Origin of the sequence: Microbacterium sp. BWT-B31, assembly GCF_041379855.1 — a bacterium.
Lineage (GTDB): Bacteria > Actinomycetota > Actinomycetes > Actinomycetales > Microbacteriaceae > Microbacterium.
Genome location: NZ_JBFECU010000007.1, coordinates 154,537 through 176,399, shown reverse-complemented (window position 1 = coordinate 176,399; position 21,863 = coordinate 154,537). Strand labels below are relative to the sequence as shown.

Genomic DNA, 21,863 nt, shown 5'->3' with positions numbered 1-21,863 from the left:
GTGTGATCAGCCCTTGACAGAGCCGGCGGTCAGACCCGAGACGATTCCACGCTGCGCCCACAGGAAGAAGACGACCGCGGGCAGTGCGAACAGCAGGGCGCAGAGCATGACGACGTTCATCGGCGTGTAGAACTGGCCCAGGAAGGACGCCAGTCCGACAGAGGCGGGCCAGATCGCCGAGTCCGAGATGAACGTGTTCGCGAACATGAACTCGTTCCAGGCGTCGAAGAACGCGATGACCGCGGCGGCGGCGATGCTCGGCTTCACCAGCGGCAGCACGATCGTGAACAGGATCCGCAGGCGCGACGCCCCGTCTATTCGCGCTGACTCTTCGATCTCGTAGGGGATCTTGTCGATGCCGCTCTTGATGATGAACATGCTCACGGGCATGACGAATGCCGTGTCGGCGAGCACGAGTCCCCAGTGGCTGTTGAGAAGGCCGGCACCAGCGAAGACCGCGTAGAGCGGCACGATGATGAGCGCTTCAGGGAGCATCTGCGTGCTGAAGAAGATGAAGCCGGCCACGCCGCGTCCGTGGAAGCGGTAGCGGCTCAGCGCGTAGGCGGCCATGATCGCAAGCACCAGGCTCAGGATCGTCGTTCCCGCGGCGATCACCAACGAGTTGCCGAGCCAGCGCAGGATCGGCACCTCGGTGAGGACGTCGCCCCACTGCCCGATGTTGCGCAGTTCGGGAAGCAGCGGCTGCGGGCTGCGGTACAGAGACTCCTCGGTGCCCAGGGAGGTTGCCAGCATCCAGTAGACGGGGAATCCAGCGAAGACGACCAGCAGCGTGATCAGGATCGCTTTGCCGAGGCTGTTCAGGCGCCCGGCGAAGCCGCGAGCACGTGGACGCTGAGTCGAGATGCGTTCGGTCGTCATCGCTGGTTCTCCTGACGTTCCTGGATCTGCTCGACGATGAAGTAGACCACCGTGACCAGCAGGGACAGCACCAGGCCGAGAGCTCCGATCGCTGCGGCGCGACCGAGGTTCTGGTCCTGGAAGGCGGTGCGGTACACGTTCACGACGAGGGTGTTGGTCGCGTCGAGCGGTCCGCCGCCGGTGATGAGGAAGATGATCTCGAAGCGGCGGATCGACCAGATCGTCATGAGAAGCGTGATGACGCGGATGGTCGGCATGATGTGCGGCAGCGTGACGGCTCGGAACGACTGCAGGCGGGTCGCGCCGTCTACCCAGCTCGCCTCGCGCAGTTCCTGCGGCACGCTCTGCAGCGCGCTCAGCATCACGAGCATGACGAGCGGCGTCAGCTTCCAGACCGTCGCGAGCACGACCGAGAACAGGCCGTACCTCGGATCGATCAGCCAGCCGTGCTGCCCGAGACCGAGCGCCATGGTGGTGCGGTTGAGGATGCCCTGCTCGTTGTTGTAGATCCACACGAAGATCAGGGCCGCAGCGACGGTGGGCACCGCCCACGGGATGGTGGCGATGGCTCGGACGATGGCGCGCCCGCGGAACGCCTTGTTGAGGAGGATGGCCCCGCCGGTCCCGATGCCCACCGAGAAGACGACGCTGAACAACGTGTACAGCAGCGTGGTGACCACGGAAGCCCAGAACCTGTCGCTGCTGAGCAGGTACTCGTAGTTCTCAAGCCCCACCGGACGTCCACCCGAGGGGTTGACCAGCTTCGTCGCGGTGAACGACAGCAGCACGCCGCGGATGAGGGGGAAGACCGTGAAGACGGCCAGGTAGGCGATCGCGGGGAAGAGGAAGAAGTACGCTCCGTTGCGCTCCAGGAAGCGCGAGAAGCGACCGGGGGCGCGGGGCTCGCGAGGAGGCGGCGTCTCACGCACCTGATCCGCGAACCTGTCGATGGTGTTCGTGGCCATCATGGTCCTTTCGACGGGGCGCGTGGGCCGGGCAGCGCCCGGCCCACGCGATGTCAGCCGAGTTCCGACTCGAGCGCGGTCTGCACGTCGGCGAGCGTCTTTGCCACGTCGCCGCCGTTGACCCGGAGGCCTTCGATCGCCGTCAGCACCTCGCGCCAGATCACCTTGCTGTCAGTCTCGAAGCCCTCGACCAGCGTCGACCGCGACGTCTTGGCCGCTTCGAGGAACTGCGTGGCCCACGGATTGGCCGCGAGGAACTCGGCGTCGGGCTCGACGTCGGTCGCCATCGCCGAGGCGCCCAGACCGGCGCGCACGGCGGTCTGGCCTTCCTCACCGAGAACCCAGCGCACGAAGTCCTTCGCCGCCTCCTTGTTGTCGCTGGCCGCGTTCACCGCGATGATCAGCTGCGAGTTGGAGCCGGCGAACTCCATCGGAAGCGGCGCCGCACCCAGGTTCTGACCGGTGATGATGTTGTCCGGGTTGCTCGTGAGCGTCGTGGCCACACCCGAGTTCTCGAACAGCATGCCGACCTGCCCCTGCCCGAACTTCGCGCGGAACGTCGATGCGTCGTCGCCGATGGGTGCCACGCCCGAGGCGAACGTCTCGAGGAACGCCTCGACCGCCTCGACGTTCTTCGGGTTCGCGATGGTCAGCTTCTCGCCGTCGCTGAGCTCACCGCCGAACCCGTAGATCCAGTTCGCCATCTCGAGCGTCCAGCCGTCGAGCTCGGCGGTCTGGTGCCGACCGGCCCAGCCGGGGATGCCCTTGGCGTCGGTGATCGCCTTGGCGGTGGTGAGGAACTCGTCGAAGGTCGTGGGAACTTCGAGACCGAGTTCGGCGAAGAGGTCCTTGTTGTAGATGACCGTGTTGTAGGTGGGGCGCTCCCAGTTGAAGCCGTACTGCGTGTCGAGGAAGTAGCCGGCCTCGTTCGTGTTGTTGAGCGAGTCGCCCAGTTCCTCGGCGATGTCATCGAGCGGCTCGAGAACTCCCGCGTCGGCCAGTGCCACGAACTGGCTGTCCTGCAGCACCATGACGTCAGGGCCGCCGCCGGCGCCGAGCTCCGTGCTGAGCTTATCGGCGTAGTTGGCGAACGGGATCTCGACCTTGGTCAGCGAGACATCTCCATTCGGACCGGTGTAGTCCTTGACGGCATCCCAGAGGATGGGGCCTTTGCCGTCCTCGAGGAACTGCCAGTTCGAGAACGTGAGTTCTGCACCCGCCGCCTCTTGCGTCTCACCGGCCTCGGTGCCGTTGGCGCATGCCGTCAGCGCGAGAGCGGCGACCGCGGTCACACCCACGAACTGAAGCCCACGCGCCGTCCGGTGAGAACGCTGTGCTTTGCCCTTGAACAACATCATCGTCATACTCCTCGTCACACATCTCTTGTGTGCCAGTCGGGGGGTTCACGATCCGACCACGGATCTGAAACCGATTTCAGACAGAACTTACCCACGACCCGTCTCGGTGTCAAATTCCGCTCAGCATGCGTCCAGCAGCTCACGCAATCCCGCGATTTCCCGGCGGTGTGTACGACGCGTGTCACGTCGAAATCGATTCCAGAAACCTGCTGTCGATCGGCGGACAAGCAGGCATGCCGGGTAGCCGCCCGCGAAGGAACGGCTCCCGCCGCGAAGACGCTTCGGGTGCAGGGAGCGACCGCGAGCTGCGGCGGATGCGGGCCGGCCTCAGTCCTTGTCAGGCTCGACCGGCCGCCGAGGACGCCACGGGCGCGGCATGCGCTCGGCGGGGCGTCTCAGCCGGCGTCGGATCCGTCGGGGGCGGTCTCGGGCTCCCCGCTGAGCGTACGTGGCCGCCACACGACCACCTCGGTCGCGCGCCGCACGCGCGTGCCGTGGCGAAGGCGCACGACCGCGCCGGTCGTGCCCGCGGCGAACACGCGCGCGCCGGGACGGTTGTCGAGCTCGGCGCGCACGCGCTGCTCGAGTTCGCTCACCTGGCGATGCAGCGTCCGCACGCGCTCTTCGAGTTCGAGGATGCGCGTGATCGCCGGCAGTCCGATGCCGTCGGCCGACATGCGCGCGACCTCTCGCAGCTGCTTGACATGGCGCAGCGAGTACCGCCGCGATCCGCCCTGCGTGCGCGCGGGCACGACCAGTCCCAGCCGGTCGTACTGGCGCAGGGTCTGCGGGTGCATGCCGGAAAGCTCGGCCGCGGCCGCGATCGCGAAGATCGGCGCGTCCTCGTCGATCTCGTGCGGCTCAGTCATCGGTGCTCACCACCCCGCCCCGGCGTGAAGACAGGAGATCTCGCGTCTGCAGGACGCCTGGCGCGAGATCGTCCTGCGTTCGCTGAGATCTCCTGTTCTCGTGCATGTCAGCCCCGGGCCTTGCTCATCAGGTCGGCGCGCGGGTTCTCCTTCGGCTCCAGGTCGTGGAACCGCTCGAGCGCTTCGCGCGCGGCGTCGTCGAGGTGCGACGGCACGGCGACCTGCACCTCGGCGAGGAGGTCGCCGGTGCCCTTCTGGGTCGCCACGCCCCGGCCCTTCACGCGCAGCACACGCCCCGAGGGGGTTCCCGGCGCGACCCGCAGTTTGACGGGGTCGCCGCCGAGTGTCGGGACCTCGATGGTCGCGCCGAGCGCGGCCTCGGTGAAGGTCACCGGCACGATGACGCGAAGGTTGAGCCCTTCACGCGTGAACACCGGATGCGGGCGCACGGTGATCGCCACGACGATGTCACCCTGCTCGCCGCCGTCGGGTGACGGCCGGCCACGGCCGCGCAGCCGGATCTTCTGACCGTCGGCGACGCCGGCGGGGATCTTCACCTTGAACGGCCGGCCGTCCTCGCCCTGCAGGGTGATCGTCTCGCCCTTGGTCGCGGTGATGAAGTCGATCGTCGTGCGCGCGGTGACGTCGGCGCCCCGCGTCGGCCCGCCGAAGCCGCGGAAGCCGCCCGTGGGCTGACCGAACCGGCCGGAGCCGAATCCGCCGGGCTGCTGCCCGAACATCGAGAAGATGTCGTCGAAGTCCTCGGTGCCGTTGTATCGCGCGCCGCGGCCCTGCTGGAACGCCGAGAACACGTCCTCGAAGCCGCCTGCGCCCTGGCCGCCCGCGGTGAAGCGGGCGCCCGAGCCCATGGCGCGGATCTGGTCGTACTCCTTGCGCTGCTCCGGGTCCGAGAGCACCGAGTACGCCTCGCTGATCTCTTTGAACTTCGCCTCAGCCGCGGCATCGCCCTGATTGCTGTCAGGGTGGTACTTGCGGGCGAGCTTGCGGTAGGTCTTCTTCAGGTCGGCGTCGCTGACGTCCTTCGACACGCCGAGGGTCTGGTAGAAGTCCTTGTCGAACCAGTCCTGACTGGCCATACTCTCCCCCGGCCTAGTCGGCCGGCACCGCCACGACGACCTTCGCCGGGCGCAGTTCGATCACGCCCAGGCGGTAGCCCACCTCGACGACCTCGAGCACGGTGGCCTCGGCCACGCCGGGGGTCGGCGCCTGGAAGATCGCCTCGTGCCGCTGCGGGTCGAACGTCTCGCCGGCTTCGCCGTACGCGACCAGGCCCATGCGCTCGGCCACGCCGCGCAGCTTCTCGGCGATGACCGCGAACGGCGTGCCCTCTTCGAGGTCGCCGTGCTTCTCGGCGCGGTCGAGGTCGTCGAGCACCGGCAGCAGGCCCTTCGCGACCGCGCCCTGCGCGCGCTCGATCTCGACCTCTCGCTGCTCCTCGGTGCGACGCCGGTAGTTCGCGTACTCGGCCTGCAGGCGCTTGAGGTCGCCCAGCAGCTGCGATTCGAGATCGGCGATCACGGCGTCCTCGGCCGCGGCATCCGCGTTCTGCGTCGTGCCCAGGATGTCGTCGACGGTCAGCTCGTCGCCGTCATCGGCCGCATCCGGGGTGGACGGGTCGGCGGGCTGCGCCGACCCGTCCTGCGGACGGACCTCGTCGTCGCCTTCGCCGGCCGGGCCGGCCGAAGGGTCTGCGTCCTTCTTCGCCATGGGTTACTTCTTCTCGTCCTCGTCATCGACGACCTCGGCGTCGATGACGTCCTCGTCGGAGCCGGTCTCACCCGAGCCCGCTTCGCCCGAGGACGCGCCGGCCGGGGCATCCTGAGCCTGCTGCGCCTGCGACGACGCGTAGATCGCCTCGCCCAGCTTGCCCTGGCTCGCGTTGAGCTTGTCGAACGCGGTCTTCACCGCGTCGTCGTCGTCGCCCGCGAGCGCCGTCTTGAGCGCGTCGACGTCGCCCTGGACCTCGTTCTTGACATCGTCGGGAAGCTTGTCGTCGTTCTCTTTGATGAGCTTCTCGATCGAGTACGACAGGGTCTCGGCCTGGTTGCGGGTCTCGGCGGACTCGCGGCGCTTCTTGTCTTCGGCGGCGTGCTCCTCGGCCTCGCGCACCATGCGCTCGATGTCGTCCTTGGGCAGCGACGAGCCGCCCGTGATCGTCATCGACTGCTCCTTGCCGGTGCCCTTGTCCTTCGCCGAGACGTGCACGATGCCGTTCGCGTCGATGTCGAAGGTGACCTCGACCTGCGGGATGCCGCGCGGAGCCGGCGCGATGCCGGTCAGCTCGAACGTGCCCAGCGGCTTGTTGTCGCGCGTGAACTCGCGCTCGCCCTGGAAGACCTGGATCGCGACCGACGGCTGGTTGTCGTCGGCGGTGGTGAAGGTCTCGGAGCGCTTGGTCGGGATGGCCGTGTTGCGCTCGATGAGCTTGGTCATGATGCCGCCCTTGGTCTCGATGCCGAGGCTCAGGGGGGTCACGTCGATGAGCAGGACGTCCTTGCGCTCGCCCTTGAGGACACCGGCCTGGAGGGCCGCACCCACGGCGACGACCTCGTCGGGGTTGACGCCCTTGTTGGGCTCCTGGCCGCCGGTCTCGCGCTTGACGAGCTCCGACACCGCGGGCATGCGGGTCGATCCGCCGACGAGCACGACGTGGTCGATGTCGCTCACCTTGATGCCCGCCTCGCGGATCACGTCTTCGAAGGGCTTCTTCGTGCGGTCCAGGAGGTCTTTGGTGAGGTCTTCGAACTTCGCGCGCGTGATCGTCTCGGAGAGCGACACGGGGCCGGAGTCCGTCAGCGACAGGTAGGGCAGGTTGACCGACGTCGAGGTCGACGACGAGAGCTCCTTCTTCGCCTGCTCGGCGGCCTCCTTGAGGCGCTGCAGCGCGATCTTGTCGCCCGACACGTCGACGCCCGTGGTGTCCTTGAACTGCTTGATCAGGTAGTCGACCAGGCGCTGGTCCCAGTCGTCGCCGCCGAGGCGGTTGTCACCGGCGGTCGCTCGCACCTGGATGGTCGAGAAGTCGTCGTCCTTGCCCACCTCGAGCAGAGACACGTCGAACGTGCCGCCGCCGAGGTCGAAGACGAGGATGAGCTCGTCTTCCTTGCCCTTGTCGAGGCCGTACGCGAGGGCGGCCGCGGTCGGCTCGTTGATGATGCGCAGGACGTTCAGGCCAGCGATCTCGCCGGCCTCTTTCGTGGCCTGGCGCTCGGCGTCGTTGAAGTACGCGGGGACCGTGATGACGGCATCGGTCACCGTGTCGCCCAGGTACTGCTCGGCGTCGCGCTTGAGCTTCTGCAGGATGCGCGCCGAGATCTCTTGCGGCGTGTAGGCCTTGCCGTCGATGGACTGGGTCTTCCAGTCGGTGCCCATGTGGCGCTTGACCGAGGTCAGGGTGCGGTCGACGTTGGTGACGGCCTGGCGCTTGGCGGTCTCGCCGACCAGCACCTCGCCGTCCTTGGTGAACGCGACGACCGAGGGGGTCGTGCGGAAGCCCTCGGCGTTCGCGATGACCTTGGGCTCGCCGCCCTCGAGGACGCTCACGACGGAGTTCGTCGTCCCGAGGTCGATTCCAACAGCACGTGCCATGTGTTCTCTCCTTCTTGTGGGCGGGGCGGATGCCGCCACCCGGGCCTCATCGGTATGAAAGTCGGCTCGCGACCCGGGTTGAGTCGCGATGACTCAAGGGTAGACGCGGCATCCGACCTTGTCAAGTGAACTTGATACGAGCTGGCTCAAGTTTTGATCCGGCATGGCTCATGAGGTCTTCTCGGGATGGGCGTGCGCAGAGCCGGTTCGGCGTGCTCTCGGCGCACCACAGCCAGCGGCGTTCGCTCAGGACGCCGCGGCCCGCGCCCGGGCGTTGCGCGCCGCCTGCACGCGGCGCGTCCACGCGGTGAAGCCCTTCGCGTCGGGAATGCGGGCGAGGAAGGGCCCCACGATGATCGTGATGAAGACGTACGCGGTCGCCAGGGCGGCGAGCGAGCCGTTGAGACCGGTCGAGACCGCGAGCCCCGCGATAACGATCGAGAACTCGCCCCGCGGCACGAGCGCAAAGCCCGCACGCCAGCGGCCGGCCTCGCCGATGCCGGCCTTGCGCGCGGACAGGTAGCCGGTGAGGATCTTGGTCGCCGTCGTCACCACGCCGAGCACGACGGCCGGGATCAGCATCGGCACGAGGTCGGCGGGGTCGGTGGACAGGCCGAAGAAGAGGAAGAACACCGACGCGAACAGGTCGCGCAGCGGAGTCAGCACGCGCTCGGCGTGCTCGGCCGCAGGACCCGAGATCGCGATGCCCACCAGGAATGCGCCCACCGCCGCAGACACGTTCGCCTGCGCGGCGATGCCGGCGACCAGGAGCGTCAGCCCGAGCGCCGACAGCAGCAGCACCTCGGCCTCTTTCGACCACACGAGCTTCGAGACCAGGCGCCCGTGCCGCAGCGCCACGAACAGGATCACGAGCACCGCGACCAGCGCGATGAGCACCGCGGCGGTGCCGCGCGCAAGATCCATGTGCAGCAGCAGCGCCACCATGATCGGCAGGTAGAACGCCATCGCGAGGTCCTCGATCACGAGGATGGCCAGCACGACCGGGGTCTCGCGGTTCGACAGGCGCCCGAGGTCCTGGAGCATCTTCGCGATGACGCCCGACGACGACGCCCACGTGATGCCCGCCATCACGACGGCGCTGATCGGCCCCCAACCGAGCAGCAGCGCGATCGCGGCGCCCGGGACCGCGTTGAGCACCATGTCGAGGAATCCGGCCGTCTTGGACGTGCGCAGGTTGCCGACGAGCTCGCTCGCGTTGTACTCCAGACCGAGCATGACCAGCAGCAGGATGACGCCGATCTCGGCGCCGATCTCGATGAACTCGCCGCCCGCCGAGAAGGGGAAGATGCCTCCCTCGCCGAAGGCCAGTCCCCCGATGAGGATGAGCGGAATCGGCGAGATGCCCAGGCGCGAGGACAGCCGCCCGAGCAGACCGATGCCGAACAGCAGGATGCCGAGTTCGATCAGCGCGACGGCATCCTCATCCATGTGCGGGGGCTTCTCCGCCGATGATGCGCACGAGCTTGTCGAGTCCCTCGCGGGTGCCCACGACGATGAGCGCGTCGCCCGCCCCGAGGAGGTCGGCCGGCTCGGGAGAGGGGACGACACCGGCGTCGCGCACGATCGCCACGATCGAGCATCGCGTGAGCGTGCGCGCGCGCGTGTCGCCCATCGGGTGGCCGACGAACGGCGAGTCCGCGCGCACCGGGATCTGCTCCATGAACAGCCCCGCGATGTGGTCGCGGAGCCCCGCGACCTGCGTGAGGATCAGCGACCCTCCGAGCACTTCCGACAGCGCTGTCGCCTCGTCGTCGGTGAGCTCGATCGACTCGTCCGCGCGGTCGGGGTCGTCCTCGTCCGAGATCGCGAGCACGCGCCCGCCGTCGCGCATGTTGACCACCGAGAGCCGTCGACCCTCGTCGGTGAGGATGTCGTGACGCACCCCGATGCCGGGCAACTCGGCCCGCTCCACGTGAACTGGCATGCGAACATCATGGCATCCGCTGGTCCGGGGGTAGCCTTGGCTCGCACCGCAACGTCGCGGCGCGGCATCCGCCACCGCACCGGATGCCGACACCGGTCGTTCACCGAAGGAACCTAGCGTGACGAACATGGAACCCGATCCGTCCGCCGCCCCCGTCGTCTCGCCCGTGCCCGCACCGCCGGCCGCCGCGAACACGCTCGCCCTCGCCGCGATCGGGGAGGTGTTCGAGAACGCGGGCTCCGAGACGCCGGTCCCCCGCAAGCAGGTGATCTCGTGGGCGTTCTGGGACTGGGCGACACAGCCGTTCAACTCGGTGATCCTCACCTTCGTGTTCGCGTCGCTGTACCTGGTGTCGGCGAACTTCCTGCCCGACGCCATCGCCGCCCTGCCCGACGATGACCCGGTCAAGGATCGCGCGCTCGCCGACCTGTCGAGCGGCTACAGCCTGGCGACCACGCTCGCGGGCTTCCTGATCCTGCTGATCGCGCCCGTGCTGGGGCAGACGGCCGACCGCTCGGGCCGCAAGAAGCGCTGGCTGCTGGTGTTCACGGTGCTGCTCGCACTCGTGCAGTTCTCGCTGTTCTTCGCACAGGCCGACCCGGCGTTCTTCTGGTACGGCGCTCTCGTGCTGTCGGTGGGCGCCGTCGTGAGCGAGATCGCGGGCGTGAACTACAACGCGATGCTCGTGCAGGTGTCCACGCCCAAGACGATCGGCCGCGTCAGCGGGCTCGGATGGGGTCTCGGCTACATCGGCGGCATCGTCGCGCTCACCCTCGTGGTCGTGCTGACCCAGCTCGGCTGGTTCGGCATGGACACCTCGAACGGCATGGCCTACCGGGTGATCGCGGTCGGCTGCGCGGTGTGGACGATCCTGTTCTCACTGCCGCTCTTCTTCAACGTGCCCGAGGCCCCGCCCGCCGTCGGCCACGGCGAGAAGGTCGGGTTCTTCCGCGCGTACGTGGTGCTCGTGAAGGACATCGTGGCGCTCTACAAGGTGCACCGCCCGACGTTCTGGTTCCTCCTCGCCAGCGCCGTGTACCGCGACGGGCTGGCGGGTGTCTTCGCGTTCGGCGGCATCCTCGCCGCGGTCGCGTTCCGCTTCTCGAGCAACGAGGTGCTCATCTTCGCGATCGCCGCGAACGTGGTCGCGGGGCTGTCGACGATCCTCGCCGGACGAGCCGACGGCCGCTTCGGCGCTCGCAACGTGATCATCACCGCGCTCGTGGGCCTCATCGTGATGGCGCTCGCGGTGTTCTTCCTGCACGACACCGGCAAGCTCGTCTTCTGGATCGGCGGACTCGTGCTGTCGGCGTTCGTGGGCCCCGCGCAGGCGGCGAGCCGGTCGCTGCTGGCGCGCGTGACGCCGGCGGGCATGCAGGGCGAGATCTTCGGCCTCTACGCGACCACCGGGCGCGTCGCCAGCTTCCTCTCGCCGACGCTGTGGACGCTCGCGATCCTGTGGTTCGGCTCGACGATCTGGGGGGTGCTCGGCATCGCGATCGTGCTCGCCGTGGGCCTGGGACTGCTGCTGCTGGTGCGTTTCCCACAGCACGTGCGGGGGTAATCGGCAGGCTCGCTATCGTTTTGCGTATGTACAACGACTACTCCGCCTTCGCCGGGCTCGGCATCGGCATCTTCATCTTCGGCATCGTGCTCTACCTCGCGGTTCTGGCACTCGTTCTGTGGATCGGCTATCTCCTCATGCGCACTGCGGTCAAGAACGGAGTGCTGCTCGCGATGCGCCAGAGCGGCCAGCAGTTCCCCCCGACCTATCGGCCGCCGCAGCAGGGCGGCCCGACCTACCCGGGCGCACCCGGCGCCTGAATCCGTCGCACAGCGACCCCCGCGGCCTGAGCCTCGGGGGTCGCTGTCGTTCGAGTGCCCTCGGCATCCGCCCCGATGGCTCCGTCCGGCATGCGGTCAGCGCGGCCAGGCCTCGGCGAGCTTCGTCAACAGCCGCGCGAGCTCGGCACGCTCGGCATCCGTGAAGCCGCGCAGCGCGCTGTCGACCGCCTCGCGCCGCTCACCGCGAAAGCCCGTCACGATCGCGCGCCCCGCGTCGGTGAGCGCGACGCGCGTGCGCCGGGCATCGTCGGGATCGGCCTCGCGGCGCACGAACCCCAGTTCGACGCTCTGCTGCACGAGCCGCGAGGCCCGCGGCTGATCGACCCCGATCGCGTCGGCGATCTCGCCGACGGAGAGAGGGTCGGATGCCGCCACCAGCGCCTCGAGCAGGCGCAGCCGCGCGGGGCCGCCCATGCGCCCGGCCATCGCCCACGGCGAGACTCCGCGCCCGCGATGCGGGCCGCCGTGCGGGCCGCCGTGGGGGCCGCCGTGCATCCAGGGCGGGCCGCCGAAGTGCCCCTGATCGCCGTGTCGCGGGTCGTGTTCGCGGTCGTGTTCGCGGTCGTGTTCGCGTTCGCGCGAGGGATCTTCGGAGTCCCACGGGGGTCGGGGCATCCGGCGCCCGCGCAGCCTCGCGAGGGCTGCGGCGATCGCGTCGACGGGGTCGGAGGCGGGAGTCGGCATGCTCTCACGATACATGTCGCTTGACATGTATCCATATCCATGTCACACTACAACTACATGCGATATGACATGCAAAGTCCCACGGGCGATCCCGCCCGACGCGGACTCCCCACGAACTCCGCCGCCCCGTGCGGCAATCGAAAGGACCACTCATGAACATCGAGAACGAGAACAACGACACCCCGGCGCCCGAGGAAGGCGCCATCCCCACCGACCGTCGCCCGCTCGGCTTCTGGCTGCGCGCCGTCGACGGTCTGATCACGCGCGCGTTCGCCGAGGCGTTCGCCGGCGAGGGCGTCACCCGACGCGACTGGATGGTGCTGAACGTGCTGTCCGGCGACGTCGACGCACCGGCGCTCCGCGATCGCCTCGCCCGCAAGGGCAAGCGCCTGCGCGACCTCGAGGACCGGGGCTGGGTCGACCAGCAGGGCGACGGCACCTGGGTGCTGACCGACGAGGGCCGCGCCGCGAAAGAGCGCCTCGGCGCCGTCGTCGACGGCATCCGTCAGCGCGTCGCGGGCGCCGTCCCGCCCGAGCACTACGCGACCACGATCGCCTCGCTCGAGGCCATCGCGCGCGAGCTCGGGTGGAACCCCGAGTCAGGCGCCGAGCGCGGCCCGTGGGGTCGGCGCTTCGGCCGCGGTCGCCGGTTCAGCCCGAGCTTCGGCCCCTCCGGCCGCGGGCTGCGTCCCGAATTCCGCCCCGGCTTCGGCCCGGGCTTCGCGCCGGGTTTCGCGCAGTGGGCCGAGAACGGTCGCGGCTGCGGCGAGGGCTGGGGCGCCTACAGCGAACGCCACAGCGACGGATGCCGCGGCCACGGCGCCCACGCGCACGGCCACGGGCGTTCACACCACGGGCACGGCCACGACCACCGCGACCAGCACGGCCACGGGCACGGCGACCACGCCGAGCACGCGTACGAGCGCGGCTTCGACGCCGGCTACGCGCGCGGAGCCGCCGAACGCTGAGACGGCGGGCGCGGCCGAGCCGCGGCATCCGTCTCGAGAACAGGAAGGTCGGCCGACGTCAGGATGAGTCCGCTCAGAACGTCCTGCGTTCAGCCGCCTCACCTGTTCTCGGCGCCCGACGAGGGCACCGGCCGGTGCCCTCGTCAGCGTCGCGTCTGCTCGGAGCCCGACAGGCGCTGCGCGAGGTAGATCGGCACGATCGAGACGACCACGAGCACGACGGCGATCACCGACACGATCGGCGCCTGGTTCGGGCGGAACATGTTGTTCAGGATGAAGATCGGCAGCGTCGTGACCCCCGAACCCGCCGTGAAGGTCGTCACGATGATCTCGTCGAAGCTCAGGGCGAACGCGAGCAGCCCTCCGGCCAGCAGCGCCGACCGCAGCTGCGGGAACGTGACCAGGCGGAAGGTCGTCCACACGCCCGCACCGAGGTCGGCCGAGGCCTCTTCAAGGTTCGTGCCGGTGCGGCGCAGCCGCGCGATGACGTTGTTGAACACCGTCACGATGCAGAACGTCGCATGCGCGATCACGACCGTCCAGATCGACAGCGGCACGCCCAGGATCGTGCGGAAGAAGTTGTTCAGCGCGATGCCGGTGATGATGCCCGGCAGCGCGATCGGCAGAATGATCAGCAGCGAGACCGAGTCGCGCCCGAAGAAGTCGAACCGCTGCAGCGCGAACGAGATGAGCGTGCCCAGCACGAGCGCTACCACGGTCGCGACGAGCGCGACCTGCACGCTCGTGAGCACCGCCTCGATCGCGCCGGTGCTCTGGAACGCCTTTACCCACCATTCAAGGGTGAAGCCGGGCGGCGGCCACGTGAGCGACGTCGACGTCGAGAACGAATTGACGAGCACGACGAACAGGGGCACGTAGACGGCCAGCAGAATGAGGCCGGTGACGATCGCGAGCACCACGCGCGCCGAGGTTCCGAGTCGCATGTGCGCCGCCTAGAGGTTGTTCAGGGCACCCGTGCGGCGCACGAGCGCGAGGTAGCCGAAGATGATGACGATCGGAATGAGCGCGATCGCCGCCGCGAGCGGCAGGTTGTTCGCCGCGCCCACGTTCGTGTAGACGAGGTTTCCGAGCATCTGGTTCGCGCCGCCGACGATGTTCACCGTGATGTAGTCGCCGAGCGACAGCGAGAAGCTGAAGATCGTGCCCGCGATGATCGCGGGGAAGGTCAGCGGCAGCACGACGCTGCCGATCGTGCGCCACGTCTTGCCCCCGAGATCCGCGGATGCCTCGAGCAGCGAGTCCGGCACGCGCTCGAGTCCCGCGTAGATGGGCAGGATGACGTACGGCAACCACAGGTACGCCAGCGTGATGACCGTCGCGGTGATGCCGTAGCCGGGCGTGTGCAGGCCGAACGGGGCGAGGACCCACTCGAGGATGCCGTCCTGCGACAGCACCGAGCGCCACGCGTACGCCTTCACGAGATAGCTCGCCCACAGCGGCATGAGCACCGCGATCACGAGGAGGCGCTGCACGCGCGGCGAGGCCACCTTCGCCATGAAGAACGCGATCGGCAGCGCGAGCGCCACGTCGATGAGCGTCACGAGCAGCGCAACCCCCACGGTGCGCAGCGTCACCGTCTGGTACAGCGTGCCCGTGATGACGGTGACGATGTTGTCGAATGTCCAGTCGGTGACGATCTCGCCCGTGAAGCTGTCGACGGTCCAGAACGCGGTCACCAGCAGCAGCACGAGCGCGACGATGTAGACGATGCCGAGCCAGAACAGCGGCGCCGACAGCAGCAGCGCCAGGCGCGTGCGGGGGTGCGTGCTCAGGTAGGCCGAGATGCGGTGCGGCGCCGACTGACGCGGCGCGGGCACCGCCCGCTCGGTGCGGGTCGATTCGATGGTCATGCGTCTCCTCGCGTGATCGCTTCGTGCGAAGGCCGGGGGCGGGCCGCGCAGGCGCCGCCCCCGGCACGACGTCAGCCCTTGATCTCGGACCAGGCCGCGGTCCACTGCGCGTAGTCGACGCACTCGACGTCGGTGCGGCCGTCGACGCAGTCGGCGATGGGGGTCGTCCAGTACCAGATCTGCGACGCGTACTCTGCGTCACCGGCGTGGTACGCCTCGCAGTCATCGCGGTAGTCGCACGCCTCCTGGCTCGACGGGGCCTCGCCGAAGTAGGCGGTCGCCTGCGCGTTGACCTCGGGACTCGCGATCCAGTCGAGCCACGCGTATGCACAGTTCGGGCTCTTCGCCTGCGACGCGATCATCCACGTGTCGGACCACCCTGTGGCGCCCTCTTCGGGCAGCACGACGTCGGTCGTGGCATCCTCGCTCTCGAGCACGTTCTGGATGACCTGCCACGTCGTGCCCACGGCCGAGTCGCCGGTCTCGAACGACTGGATCTCCTTGAGGTAGTCCGACCAGTACTCACCGATGTGCGCGCGCTGCTCCTTGAGCAGGTCGACGGCGGCCTGGAACTGCTCCTCGTCGAGCGCGTACGGGTTCTCGATGCCGAGGTCGGGCTGATGCGCCATGAGGTACACGGCGGCGTCGGCGATGTAGATCGGCGAGTCGTACGCCGTCACCTTGCCGGAGTACTCCGACGCCTTGTCGAAGACGAGATCCCACGATGTGGGCGTCTCGGTGACGACCTCCGTGTTGTAGAGGAGGAGGTTGGCGCCGTAGCCGTGCGGAACCCCGTACGACTGGCCGTCGACCGAGTTCCAATCCTTCTCCTTCAGAAAGTCGAAGATGCCGGCGTAGCTCGGGATGAGATCGGTGTTGACCGGTGCCACGTTGCCCGCCGCGATGAGGCGCAGGGTCGCGTCGCCCGATGCGGCGACGACATCGTAATCACCCGTCTTCATGAGGTTGACCGCCTCGTCGGACGTGCCGTACGACTTGGACGTGACCTCGCAGCCGGTCTTCTCCTCGAAGCCCGAGACCCAGTCGACGCCGGGGTCGTTGCTGCCGTCCTCGACGTAGCCCGGCCACGCGAGGATCGAGACGCTCCCCTCGTAGTCGCCGAGCTCGGCAGCCTCCTCGCCGCCGCCGCTTCCGCCTGATGATGTGCCGCAGCCGGCCAGGAGGGCGATCGAGCCGATCGCCGTCGCGGCGACAGCGGAGATACGCGTTCCGCGTGTCATGAACATGTCTTGCTTCCTCTCGCGTGCTGTGTGCTGGGGTGCTTCCGGGGCGTGTGCCCGCGGTCTCGGGCCGGGCTCAGGCGCCCGGCGGGATGAGGGCGACGACGTCTTCGTCGTGCCACGTGACGTGCACCCGGTCCCCGCGGGCGTCGTCGCTCGTGCGGGACCGGTCGTTGGGCTCGAGCACGGTGACGCGGGCCCCGGCGTCGAGATCGATGACGCGACGGATGCCGCTGCCCACGTAGATCGACTCCACGATGGTCCCCAGCGCAGAGCGCTCGCCCGCCGTGGTCACCGGCACGGTGGCGAGGGTGAGCTTCTCGGGCCGGATGGAGTGGTGGCCGGCGCGTCCGATCAGGGTGGCCGACAGCTCTTCGTCGAACAGGTTCGACGTGCCGACGAAGTCGGCGACGAAGCGGGAGGCGGGGCTCTCGTAGAGCTCGCGGGGCGTGCCGAGCTGCTCGATGCGCCCATCGTGGAAGACCGCGATGCGGTCCGAGAGCGTCAGCGCCTCCTCCTGGTCGTGGGTGACGAAGATGAACGTGATGCCGAGGTCACGCTGAATCTGCTTGAGCTCGACCTGCATCTGCTCGCGGAGCTTGAGGTCGAGGGCACCGAGCGGCTCGTCCAGAAGCAGCACCTTCGGCTGCACGGCCGTCGCTCGCGCGAGCGCGACCCGCTGGCGCTGGCCGCCCGACAGCTGCGACGGCTTGCGGCCCGCCATCGCCTCGAGCCGAACGGCGGCGAGCGCCTTCATCGCGCGGTCGCGCCGCTCGCCGCGTTTGATCCCGCGCACGCGCAGACCGTACGCGACGTTGTCGAGCACCGTCATGTGGGGGAACAGGGCGTAGTCCTGGAAGACCGTGTTGACGTCGCGGTCGAAGGGCGCCTTCTTCGTGACATCCTGCCCGAACAGCTCGATGGTGCCGGCAGTGGGCTGCTCGAACCCGGCGATCAGGCGCAGCACCGTGGTCTTGCCCGACCCCGACGGGCCGAGCATCGAGAAGAACTCCCCTGCGCCGATCTCGAGGTCGACGTGGTCGACCGCTGACACGGTTCCGAACTCCTTCACGAGTCCGGTCAGCCGGATGGCCGGATGCTGTTCGGTCATGGACGATCTCCCTCGACGTCGATGAACTAAATCATATGGATCCATATGTCAAAAGGGCACCGCCCGTGTTACGGTCTTGTCACGGTTGGGGAGGATGGGCTTCCCGGCCCGCCCCTGGGAGCCCTGATGCCGCACGCCGCCGGACGCATCGACGCGACGCGCGCCGTCGTGTTCGCCCCGCTCGACGGCGCCGGCCGTGCCGAGCTCGTCGAGCAGCGACTCACCGACGCGATCGTCAGCGGCGTGCTCCACGACGGCGAGCGCCTCCCCAGCGAGTCCGACCTGTCGAGCAGGCTCGGCGTGGCCCTGGTGACCGCGCGCGACGCGCTCGAGACACTGCGCGACAAGGGGCTGGTCACCACCCGGCGCGGACGCGACGGCGGCAGCTTCGTCACCTTCGACAGCGAGGCGGCCACGCGCCTGCTCGCGCGGCGGCTGCGCGACCGCAGCCGCATCCAGCTGCGAGACCTCGCCCTGCACGTCGCCGCGATCGCCGGGACGGCGGCCGAGACGGCCGCCGGTCGCGCGAGCGACGACGACGTCGCGAACCTTGAGCGCATCGCCGGGAGCGCCGACCTCGAGACGGCCGGCGGCGCGCGGCGTGCGGTCGGGCGCTTCCAACTCGAGATCGCCGCGATCAGCCAGTCGCCCCGGCTCGTGCGCGAGGAGATCCGCCTGCAGAGCGAGGCAGGGCCGCTGCTCTGGATGTGCCTGCGCGATCAGGAGCACCGTGACCGCAGCGCGCTCGCACGCACACGGGTCATTCACGCGGTCCGGCGCAACGAGTCAGATGCCGCCCGCGCGGCGACGATCGCGCACATCGACGGCGCCTTCGAGTGGCTGATCGACGAAAGGGCGCGCATCGAGGCGCGCGAGGACGAGGCATCCGCCGTCAGTGTTCGGGAGGAAACATGACCGCCGCCACGAACCGCAGCCAGGTCGAGGTCGCCGCGCACGTGGCCGCCACGATCGACGGCATCTTCGCGATGATCGACAGCTGGAAGGCGCTGCTCGAGGCGCGCCTGGCGACCCTGGACGCGCCGTCCGCCGCATCGCTCGACCCGGTCGTAGAGGGCTTCGCCGTAGAGGCCGTGAACGGTGACACCCTGCTCACCGGCGCGGGCTTCGTCGCGGCGCCGGACGCGCTCTCCGACGCGGCGTGGCACCTCGCCTGGTGGCTGTCGGGCAGCGGCTCCGCGCGGGACGTGCGTCGGCTCGCGACGATCGACGACCCCTCGCACGAGCAGTTCCGCGACTACACCGCCCTCGAGTGGTGGCGGGTGCCCGCCGCCACCGGCGCACGGCATCTCACCGGCCCCTACGTCGACTACGTGTGCACCGACGACTACACCGTGACGATCACGGCGCCGGTCGTCGCCCGCGGCCGCCTGCTGGGCTTGGTCGGCGCCGACGCGCTCGTGGACCGGCTGGAACGCGAGCTGCTGCGCGTGCTGCGCAGCGGCGCCATGCCGGCGACGGTCGTGAACGCCTCGTGCCGGGTCGTCACCTCGACCGACGCGCGGCGCGAGCCCGGGTCGATCCTGCGGGTCGAGGGGCTCGCCGAGGCCGTGCGAACGGGCGGCACGGTGCCGCTCGTGCTGAGGGACGGGGCATCCGTCCTCGCGTGCGGCGACACGTCGCTCGCGCTCGTCGTCGGGATCTGACCCGACGCCCGAGGTCGAGACCCTCGGATGCCGCACCCCCGGCACCTCGTCGATCGAGCCGGCCCGCACCGAGTTGCCGTTTGCGACGCACACCGGCGGCTGCCGTGTCGCTCGTCACGCACCACGAGACAGGCCTCAGGCGCCGCGGGCCCCCGCATCTGTCGATCCCACGTCGGTCAGGTGGAAGTTCTGGAACGAGCGGGATGCCGTCGGCCCGCGCTGGCCCTGGTAGCGGTTGCCGTACGGGCCGGAGCCGTAGGGCGACTCGGTCGGCGACGACAGGCGGAAGAAGCACAGCTGCCCGATCTTCATTCCCGGCCACAGCTTGATCGGCAGCGTCGCGACGTTCGAGAGCTCGAGGGTCACGTGGCCAGAGAACCCTGGATCGATGAAACCCGCGGTCGAGTGCGTGAGCAGGCCCAGCCGGCCGAGCGACGACTTGCCCTCGAGCCGCGCGGCGACGTCGTCGGGCAGCGTGATCTGCTCGAACGTCGAGCCGAGCGCGAACTCGCCCGGGTGCAGGATGAACGGCTCTTGCGGCGCGACCTCGATGAGGTGCGTGAGGTCGGGCTGATCGAGCGCCGGGTCGATGAAGGGGTACTTGTGGTTGTCGAACAGCCGGAAGTACCGGTCAAGCCGCACGTCGACGCTCGAAGGCTGCACCATCGGCGCATCCCACGGGTCGAGGGCGATGCGCCCCGCTTCGATCTCGAGCCGGATGTCGCGGTCACTGAGCAGCACGAACCTCAGCGTAGCCGGGGCTCGCGCGACCGCGGTTACCCTGCCCTGGTGCTCGATACGCGGACCTGTCCTGCCGCGGCGATATTGAGCATCAGCCCGTCGCGGCTTCGTCACCACGTGCGCCTGGGCGACTTGACTCCGCACTTCTCCGGATCCAAGCCCCTGTACTTGCTCTCAGAACTGGAGCGGTTCGTCGCCGCGCTTCCTACTCGACCAGAACACCTGATGTCCCCGTATCGAGAACAGGGCACTCTTTGTCCGCGAGCGATAGGACCCCTGCGGGTCCTACCGTTCGGCGGAGAAGCCGAGGCGATCGGACATCGGCTCGCCGTCCCGTGATCGAAGAGCCGGGCTGCAGCTAATGGGGACGGCTCAGCCGCTGAACGAAGCAGCCTCGAATCCTGTCGTACGACACGTTTGCTCTGGCAACGCGCTCGTCCCGCGGCTCAAGGTAGAGCTCAGTCCGGTCGCTGAATGGATTGAGGAACCAGAACATCGGAGGACGGCGCCCTGAGCGGGCCGCGAACCAACTGCCATCCCTGCGTACGGCAACCTCTGTCGACGCGTACGACTCATTGTCTTCGTAGGTGGGCACGCCCACGAGCCACACATCAGATCCGCGATAGCGAAGGTCAGGTTTCACGCGCAACTCGGCTGCCGCCTTCGCGAACTCGCCCGCGCACGCGTCGACCGCGCGCTCCCATTGCTCGCTCGCAGAGCGTTCGGCTTGCACCGCTGCGCCTCGTTGATCCCCAGCCCGCCGTGCTTGCGCTCGTGCCTCGTCAGCCATCCCCACGAGCGAAAGAGTATCGGATCGCGTGGCTCCGCCGCCGAGCCGCTAACCCCGGCATTCCTGGCCGAAGTGTCGACGGTTCAAGGCCCTTACGCATACGCCCTCGGTTCGTTCCGGGCGTGTTCATCGCCTCGCGCTGGTTAGTATGGAAGCGTGACAACGGCTTGCTGGCGTCACACGCATGTGAACACCAATGCGTATACCTCGCCTTGACGGGTTCTCGAGATCCCAGTAATTTCAAGGCTTCGGGGCTGTAGTTCAATGGCAGAACTTCTGCTTCCCAAGCAGACAGCGCGGGTTCGATTCCCGTCAGCCCCTCCAATGACCCGAGATGGCACCGCAGGTGCCGGCTCGGGTCATTCGCGTTCTGCCGCAGGAATCGATCCGCGAGGCGAAGTCTCGCTCTGTCGGAGGGCGGGTGGCCGCGAACTGGTCGCGTTTGTAGGCTGGCTGTGAACAGGGGGGTCGAGGATGAGCGGACGCATCGTCGTCGGCGTCGTCGATTCGGCGGCGAGTGAGCGGGCGCTGGAGTGGGCTGCGGCGCGGGCGCGGGCGCGCAAGTCGCCGCTGCTGCTGGTCACCGTGGTCGGCGGGTCTGTGGGCGCCGTCGGCGAGGGCCCCGTCGTCGAAGGCGCGATCAGCGCCGCGAGCACCCTGCTGGTGGAGCACGCGACGGGTCTGAGGGCCTCCGGCATCGAGGTCGACACCGTCGTGCTGCGCGGGGATCCGGTGCGCCAGCTCGTCTCGGCGACCTCCGACGCGCAGCTGCTGGTGATCGGCAGCGACTTCCAGGGCGACGCCGGCGGGCCGCGGCGCGGGGTGCACGGGCTGCGGATCGTCGCGGGCGCGTCCTGCCCCGTCGTGGTCGTGCCCGATATCGACCTCGAAGGCCGCAACGGCGTCGTCGTCGGTGTGGACGGCTCCCCGACGTCAGAAGGGGCGGTCGCGTTCGCCGCCGCCGAGGCGGACCGGCTGGGGCAGCCGCTCGTCGCGATCGCGGTGTGGACCCCGCTCGTGGCACCGCGCAACCCGATGGTCTATCCCCAGCAGTACCTCGCCTCCATGCAGGCACTCACCGAAGAGGCTCTGGCCGTCTCGCTCGCGGGACTGCGGCAGACCTATCCCGATCTCGACATCCAGGCGCGTGCCGAGCGCGGCTACCCCTCGCAGGTCATCAACAGCGCGGCATCCGGCGCCGTCCTCACCGTGGTGGGCTCGCACGGCCGGGGCCCCGTCGCGCGATTCCTGCTCGGCTCCATCAGCCACGAGGTGCTCTCCGCCCTCGCCGCCCCCACCGTCGTCGTGCGGTGACGGCGCCGG

21 protein-coding genes and 1 tRNA gene are annotated in these 21,863 nt (G+C 68.9%); 7 read left to right on the top strand and 15 right to left on the bottom strand.

What is annotated here, in order from left to right:
* Nucleotides 1-6 precede the first annotated feature (6 nt).
* The 9 genes from AB1K54_RS09685 to AB1K54_RS09645 form a co-directional block, all read right to left on the bottom strand.
* Nucleotides 7-879: a carbohydrate ABC transporter permease gene (locus AB1K54_RS09685; RefSeq protein WP_371202536.1), complete on the bottom strand. Its 873-nt coding sequence runs from the start codon at nt 877-879 to the stop codon at nt 7-9.
* Nucleotides 876-1,844, bottom strand: coding sequence for a carbohydrate ABC transporter permease (locus AB1K54_RS09680; RefSeq protein WP_371202535.1), 969 nt, complete (start codon nt 1,842-1,844; stop codon nt 876-878). The genes AB1K54_RS09685 and AB1K54_RS09680 overlap by 4 nt, the downstream gene beginning before the upstream one ends.
* Before the next feature lie 53 nt (nt 1,845-1,897).
* A complete protein-coding gene (locus AB1K54_RS09675; RefSeq protein ID WP_371202534.1) occupies nt 1,898-3,142 on the bottom strand; it encodes an ABC transporter substrate-binding protein in 1,245 nt (414 codons plus the stop codon).
* A gap of 455 nt (nt 3,143-3,597) precedes the next feature.
* Complete coding sequence (locus AB1K54_RS09670; protein WP_371202533.1) at nt 3,598-4,071, bottom strand: heat shock protein transcriptional repressor HspR; 474 nt, start codon at nt 4,069-4,071, stop codon at nt 3,598-3,600.
* Nucleotides 4,072-4,178: 107 nt separating this feature from the next.
* Nucleotides 4,179-5,168, bottom strand: coding sequence for a DnaJ C-terminal domain-containing protein (locus AB1K54_RS09665; protein WP_371202532.1), 990 nt, complete (start codon nt 5,166-5,168; stop codon nt 4,179-4,181).
* A gap of 13 nt (nt 5,169-5,181) precedes the next feature.
* A complete protein-coding gene (locus AB1K54_RS09660; protein ID WP_371202531.1) occupies nt 5,182-5,799 on the bottom strand; it encodes a nucleotide exchange factor GrpE in 618 nt (205 codons plus the stop codon).
* Between the two features lie 3 nt (nt 5,800-5,802).
* Nucleotides 5,803-7,680, bottom strand: a complete 1,878-nt coding sequence (gene dnaK, locus AB1K54_RS09655; RefSeq protein WP_371202530.1) for a molecular chaperone DnaK — start codon at nt 7,678-7,680, stop codon at nt 5,803-5,805.
* Between the two features lie 246 nt (nt 7,681-7,926).
* Nucleotides 7,927-9,129, bottom strand: a complete 1,203-nt coding sequence (locus AB1K54_RS09650) for a cation:proton antiporter (RefSeq protein ID WP_371202529.1) — start codon at nt 9,127-9,129, stop codon at nt 7,927-7,929.
* Nucleotides 9,122-9,625, bottom strand: a complete 504-nt coding sequence (locus AB1K54_RS09645) for a cation:proton antiporter regulatory subunit (RefSeq protein ID WP_371202528.1) — start codon at nt 9,623-9,625, stop codon at nt 9,122-9,124. The genes AB1K54_RS09650 and AB1K54_RS09645 overlap by 8 nt, the downstream gene beginning before the upstream one ends.
* A 127-nt stretch (nt 9,626-9,752) precedes the next feature.
* Here AB1K54_RS09645 and AB1K54_RS09640 point away from each other — a divergent pair, with 127 nt between their 5' ends.
* Both AB1K54_RS09640 and AB1K54_RS09635 read left to right on the top strand, forming a co-directional pair.
* Nucleotides 9,753-11,189: an MFS transporter gene (locus tag AB1K54_RS09640; protein ID WP_371202547.1), complete on the top strand. Its 1,437-nt coding sequence runs from the start codon at nt 9,753-9,755 to the stop codon at nt 11,187-11,189.
* Between the two features lie 26 nt (nt 11,190-11,215).
* A complete protein-coding gene (locus tag AB1K54_RS09635) occupies nt 11,216-11,449 on the top strand; it encodes a hypothetical protein (RefSeq protein ID WP_371202527.1) in 234 nt (77 codons plus the stop codon).
* A 96-nt stretch (nt 11,450-11,545) separates the two neighbouring features.
* Here the strand turns inward: AB1K54_RS09635 and AB1K54_RS09630 are convergent, their stop codons facing one another.
* Nucleotides 11,546-12,154, bottom strand: a complete 609-nt coding sequence (locus AB1K54_RS09630; RefSeq protein WP_371202526.1) for a MarR family winged helix-turn-helix transcriptional regulator — start codon at nt 12,152-12,154, stop codon at nt 11,546-11,548.
* A gap of 152 nt (nt 12,155-12,306) precedes the next feature.
* On the opposite strand from AB1K54_RS09630, the gene AB1K54_RS09625 reads away from it, so the two are divergent.
* A complete protein-coding gene (locus tag AB1K54_RS09625; RefSeq protein WP_371202525.1) occupies nt 12,307-13,122 on the top strand; it encodes a MarR family winged helix-turn-helix transcriptional regulator in 816 nt (271 codons plus the stop codon).
* 143 nt (nt 13,123-13,265) lie between these two features.
* Here the strand turns inward: AB1K54_RS09625 and AB1K54_RS09620 are convergent, their stop codons facing one another.
* From AB1K54_RS09620 to AB1K54_RS09605, 4 genes are all read right to left on the bottom strand, one after another.
* The gene (locus AB1K54_RS09620; protein ID WP_371202524.1) at nt 13,266-14,066 is read right to left on the bottom strand and encodes an ABC transporter permease; all 801 of its coding nucleotides are present in this window, start codon (nt 14,064-14,066) and stop codon (nt 13,266-13,268) included.
* Nucleotides 14,067-14,075: 9 nt separating this feature from the next.
* Nucleotides 14,076-14,993, bottom strand: coding sequence for an ABC transporter permease (locus tag AB1K54_RS09615; protein ID WP_371202523.1), 918 nt, complete (start codon nt 14,991-14,993; stop codon nt 14,076-14,078).
* A gap of 71 nt (nt 14,994-15,064) precedes the next feature.
* Nucleotides 15,065-16,240, bottom strand: coding sequence for an extracellular solute-binding protein (locus tag AB1K54_RS09610; RefSeq protein ID WP_371202522.1), 1,176 nt, complete (start codon nt 16,238-16,240; stop codon nt 15,065-15,067).
* A 70-nt stretch (nt 16,241-16,310) separates the two neighbouring features.
* Nucleotides 16,311-17,345 carry an ABC transporter ATP-binding protein gene (locus AB1K54_RS09605; protein WP_371202521.1) on the bottom strand — a complete coding sequence of 345 codons (1,035 nt, stop codon included), beginning with the start codon at nt 17,343-17,345 and terminating at the stop codon, nt 16,311-16,313.
* Between the two features lie 126 nt (nt 17,346-17,471).
* Here AB1K54_RS09605 and AB1K54_RS09600 point away from each other — a divergent pair, with 126 nt between their 5' ends.
* Together AB1K54_RS09600 and AB1K54_RS09595 are read left to right on the top strand one after the other, a co-directional pair.
* A complete protein-coding gene (locus tag AB1K54_RS09600) occupies nt 17,472-18,260 on the top strand; it encodes a FadR/GntR family transcriptional regulator (RefSeq protein ID WP_371202520.1) in 789 nt (262 codons plus the stop codon).
* On the top strand, nt 18,257-19,009 hold the full coding sequence (locus AB1K54_RS09595; protein WP_371202519.1) for a hypothetical protein: 753 nt from the start codon (nt 18,257-18,259) through the stop codon (nt 19,007-19,009). Before AB1K54_RS09600 ends, AB1K54_RS09595 begins: the two co-directional genes overlap by 4 nt.
* Before the next feature lie 135 nt (nt 19,010-19,144).
* On the opposite strand, the gene dcd is transcribed toward AB1K54_RS09595, so the two are convergent.
* A complete protein-coding gene (gene dcd, locus AB1K54_RS09590; protein ID WP_371202518.1) occupies nt 19,145-19,750 on the bottom strand; it encodes a dCTP deaminase in 606 nt (201 codons plus the stop codon).
* A gap of 1,040 nt (nt 19,751-20,790) precedes the next feature.
* Here dcd and AB1K54_RS09585 point away from each other — a divergent pair.
* Nucleotides 20,791-20,864, top strand: a tRNA-Gly gene (locus AB1K54_RS09585).
* Between the two features lie 150 nt (nt 20,865-21,014).
* Nucleotides 21,015-21,854, top strand: coding sequence for a universal stress protein (locus tag AB1K54_RS09580; protein ID WP_371202517.1), 840 nt, complete (start codon nt 21,015-21,017; stop codon nt 21,852-21,854).
* Nucleotides 21,855-21,863 lie beyond the last annotated feature (9 nt).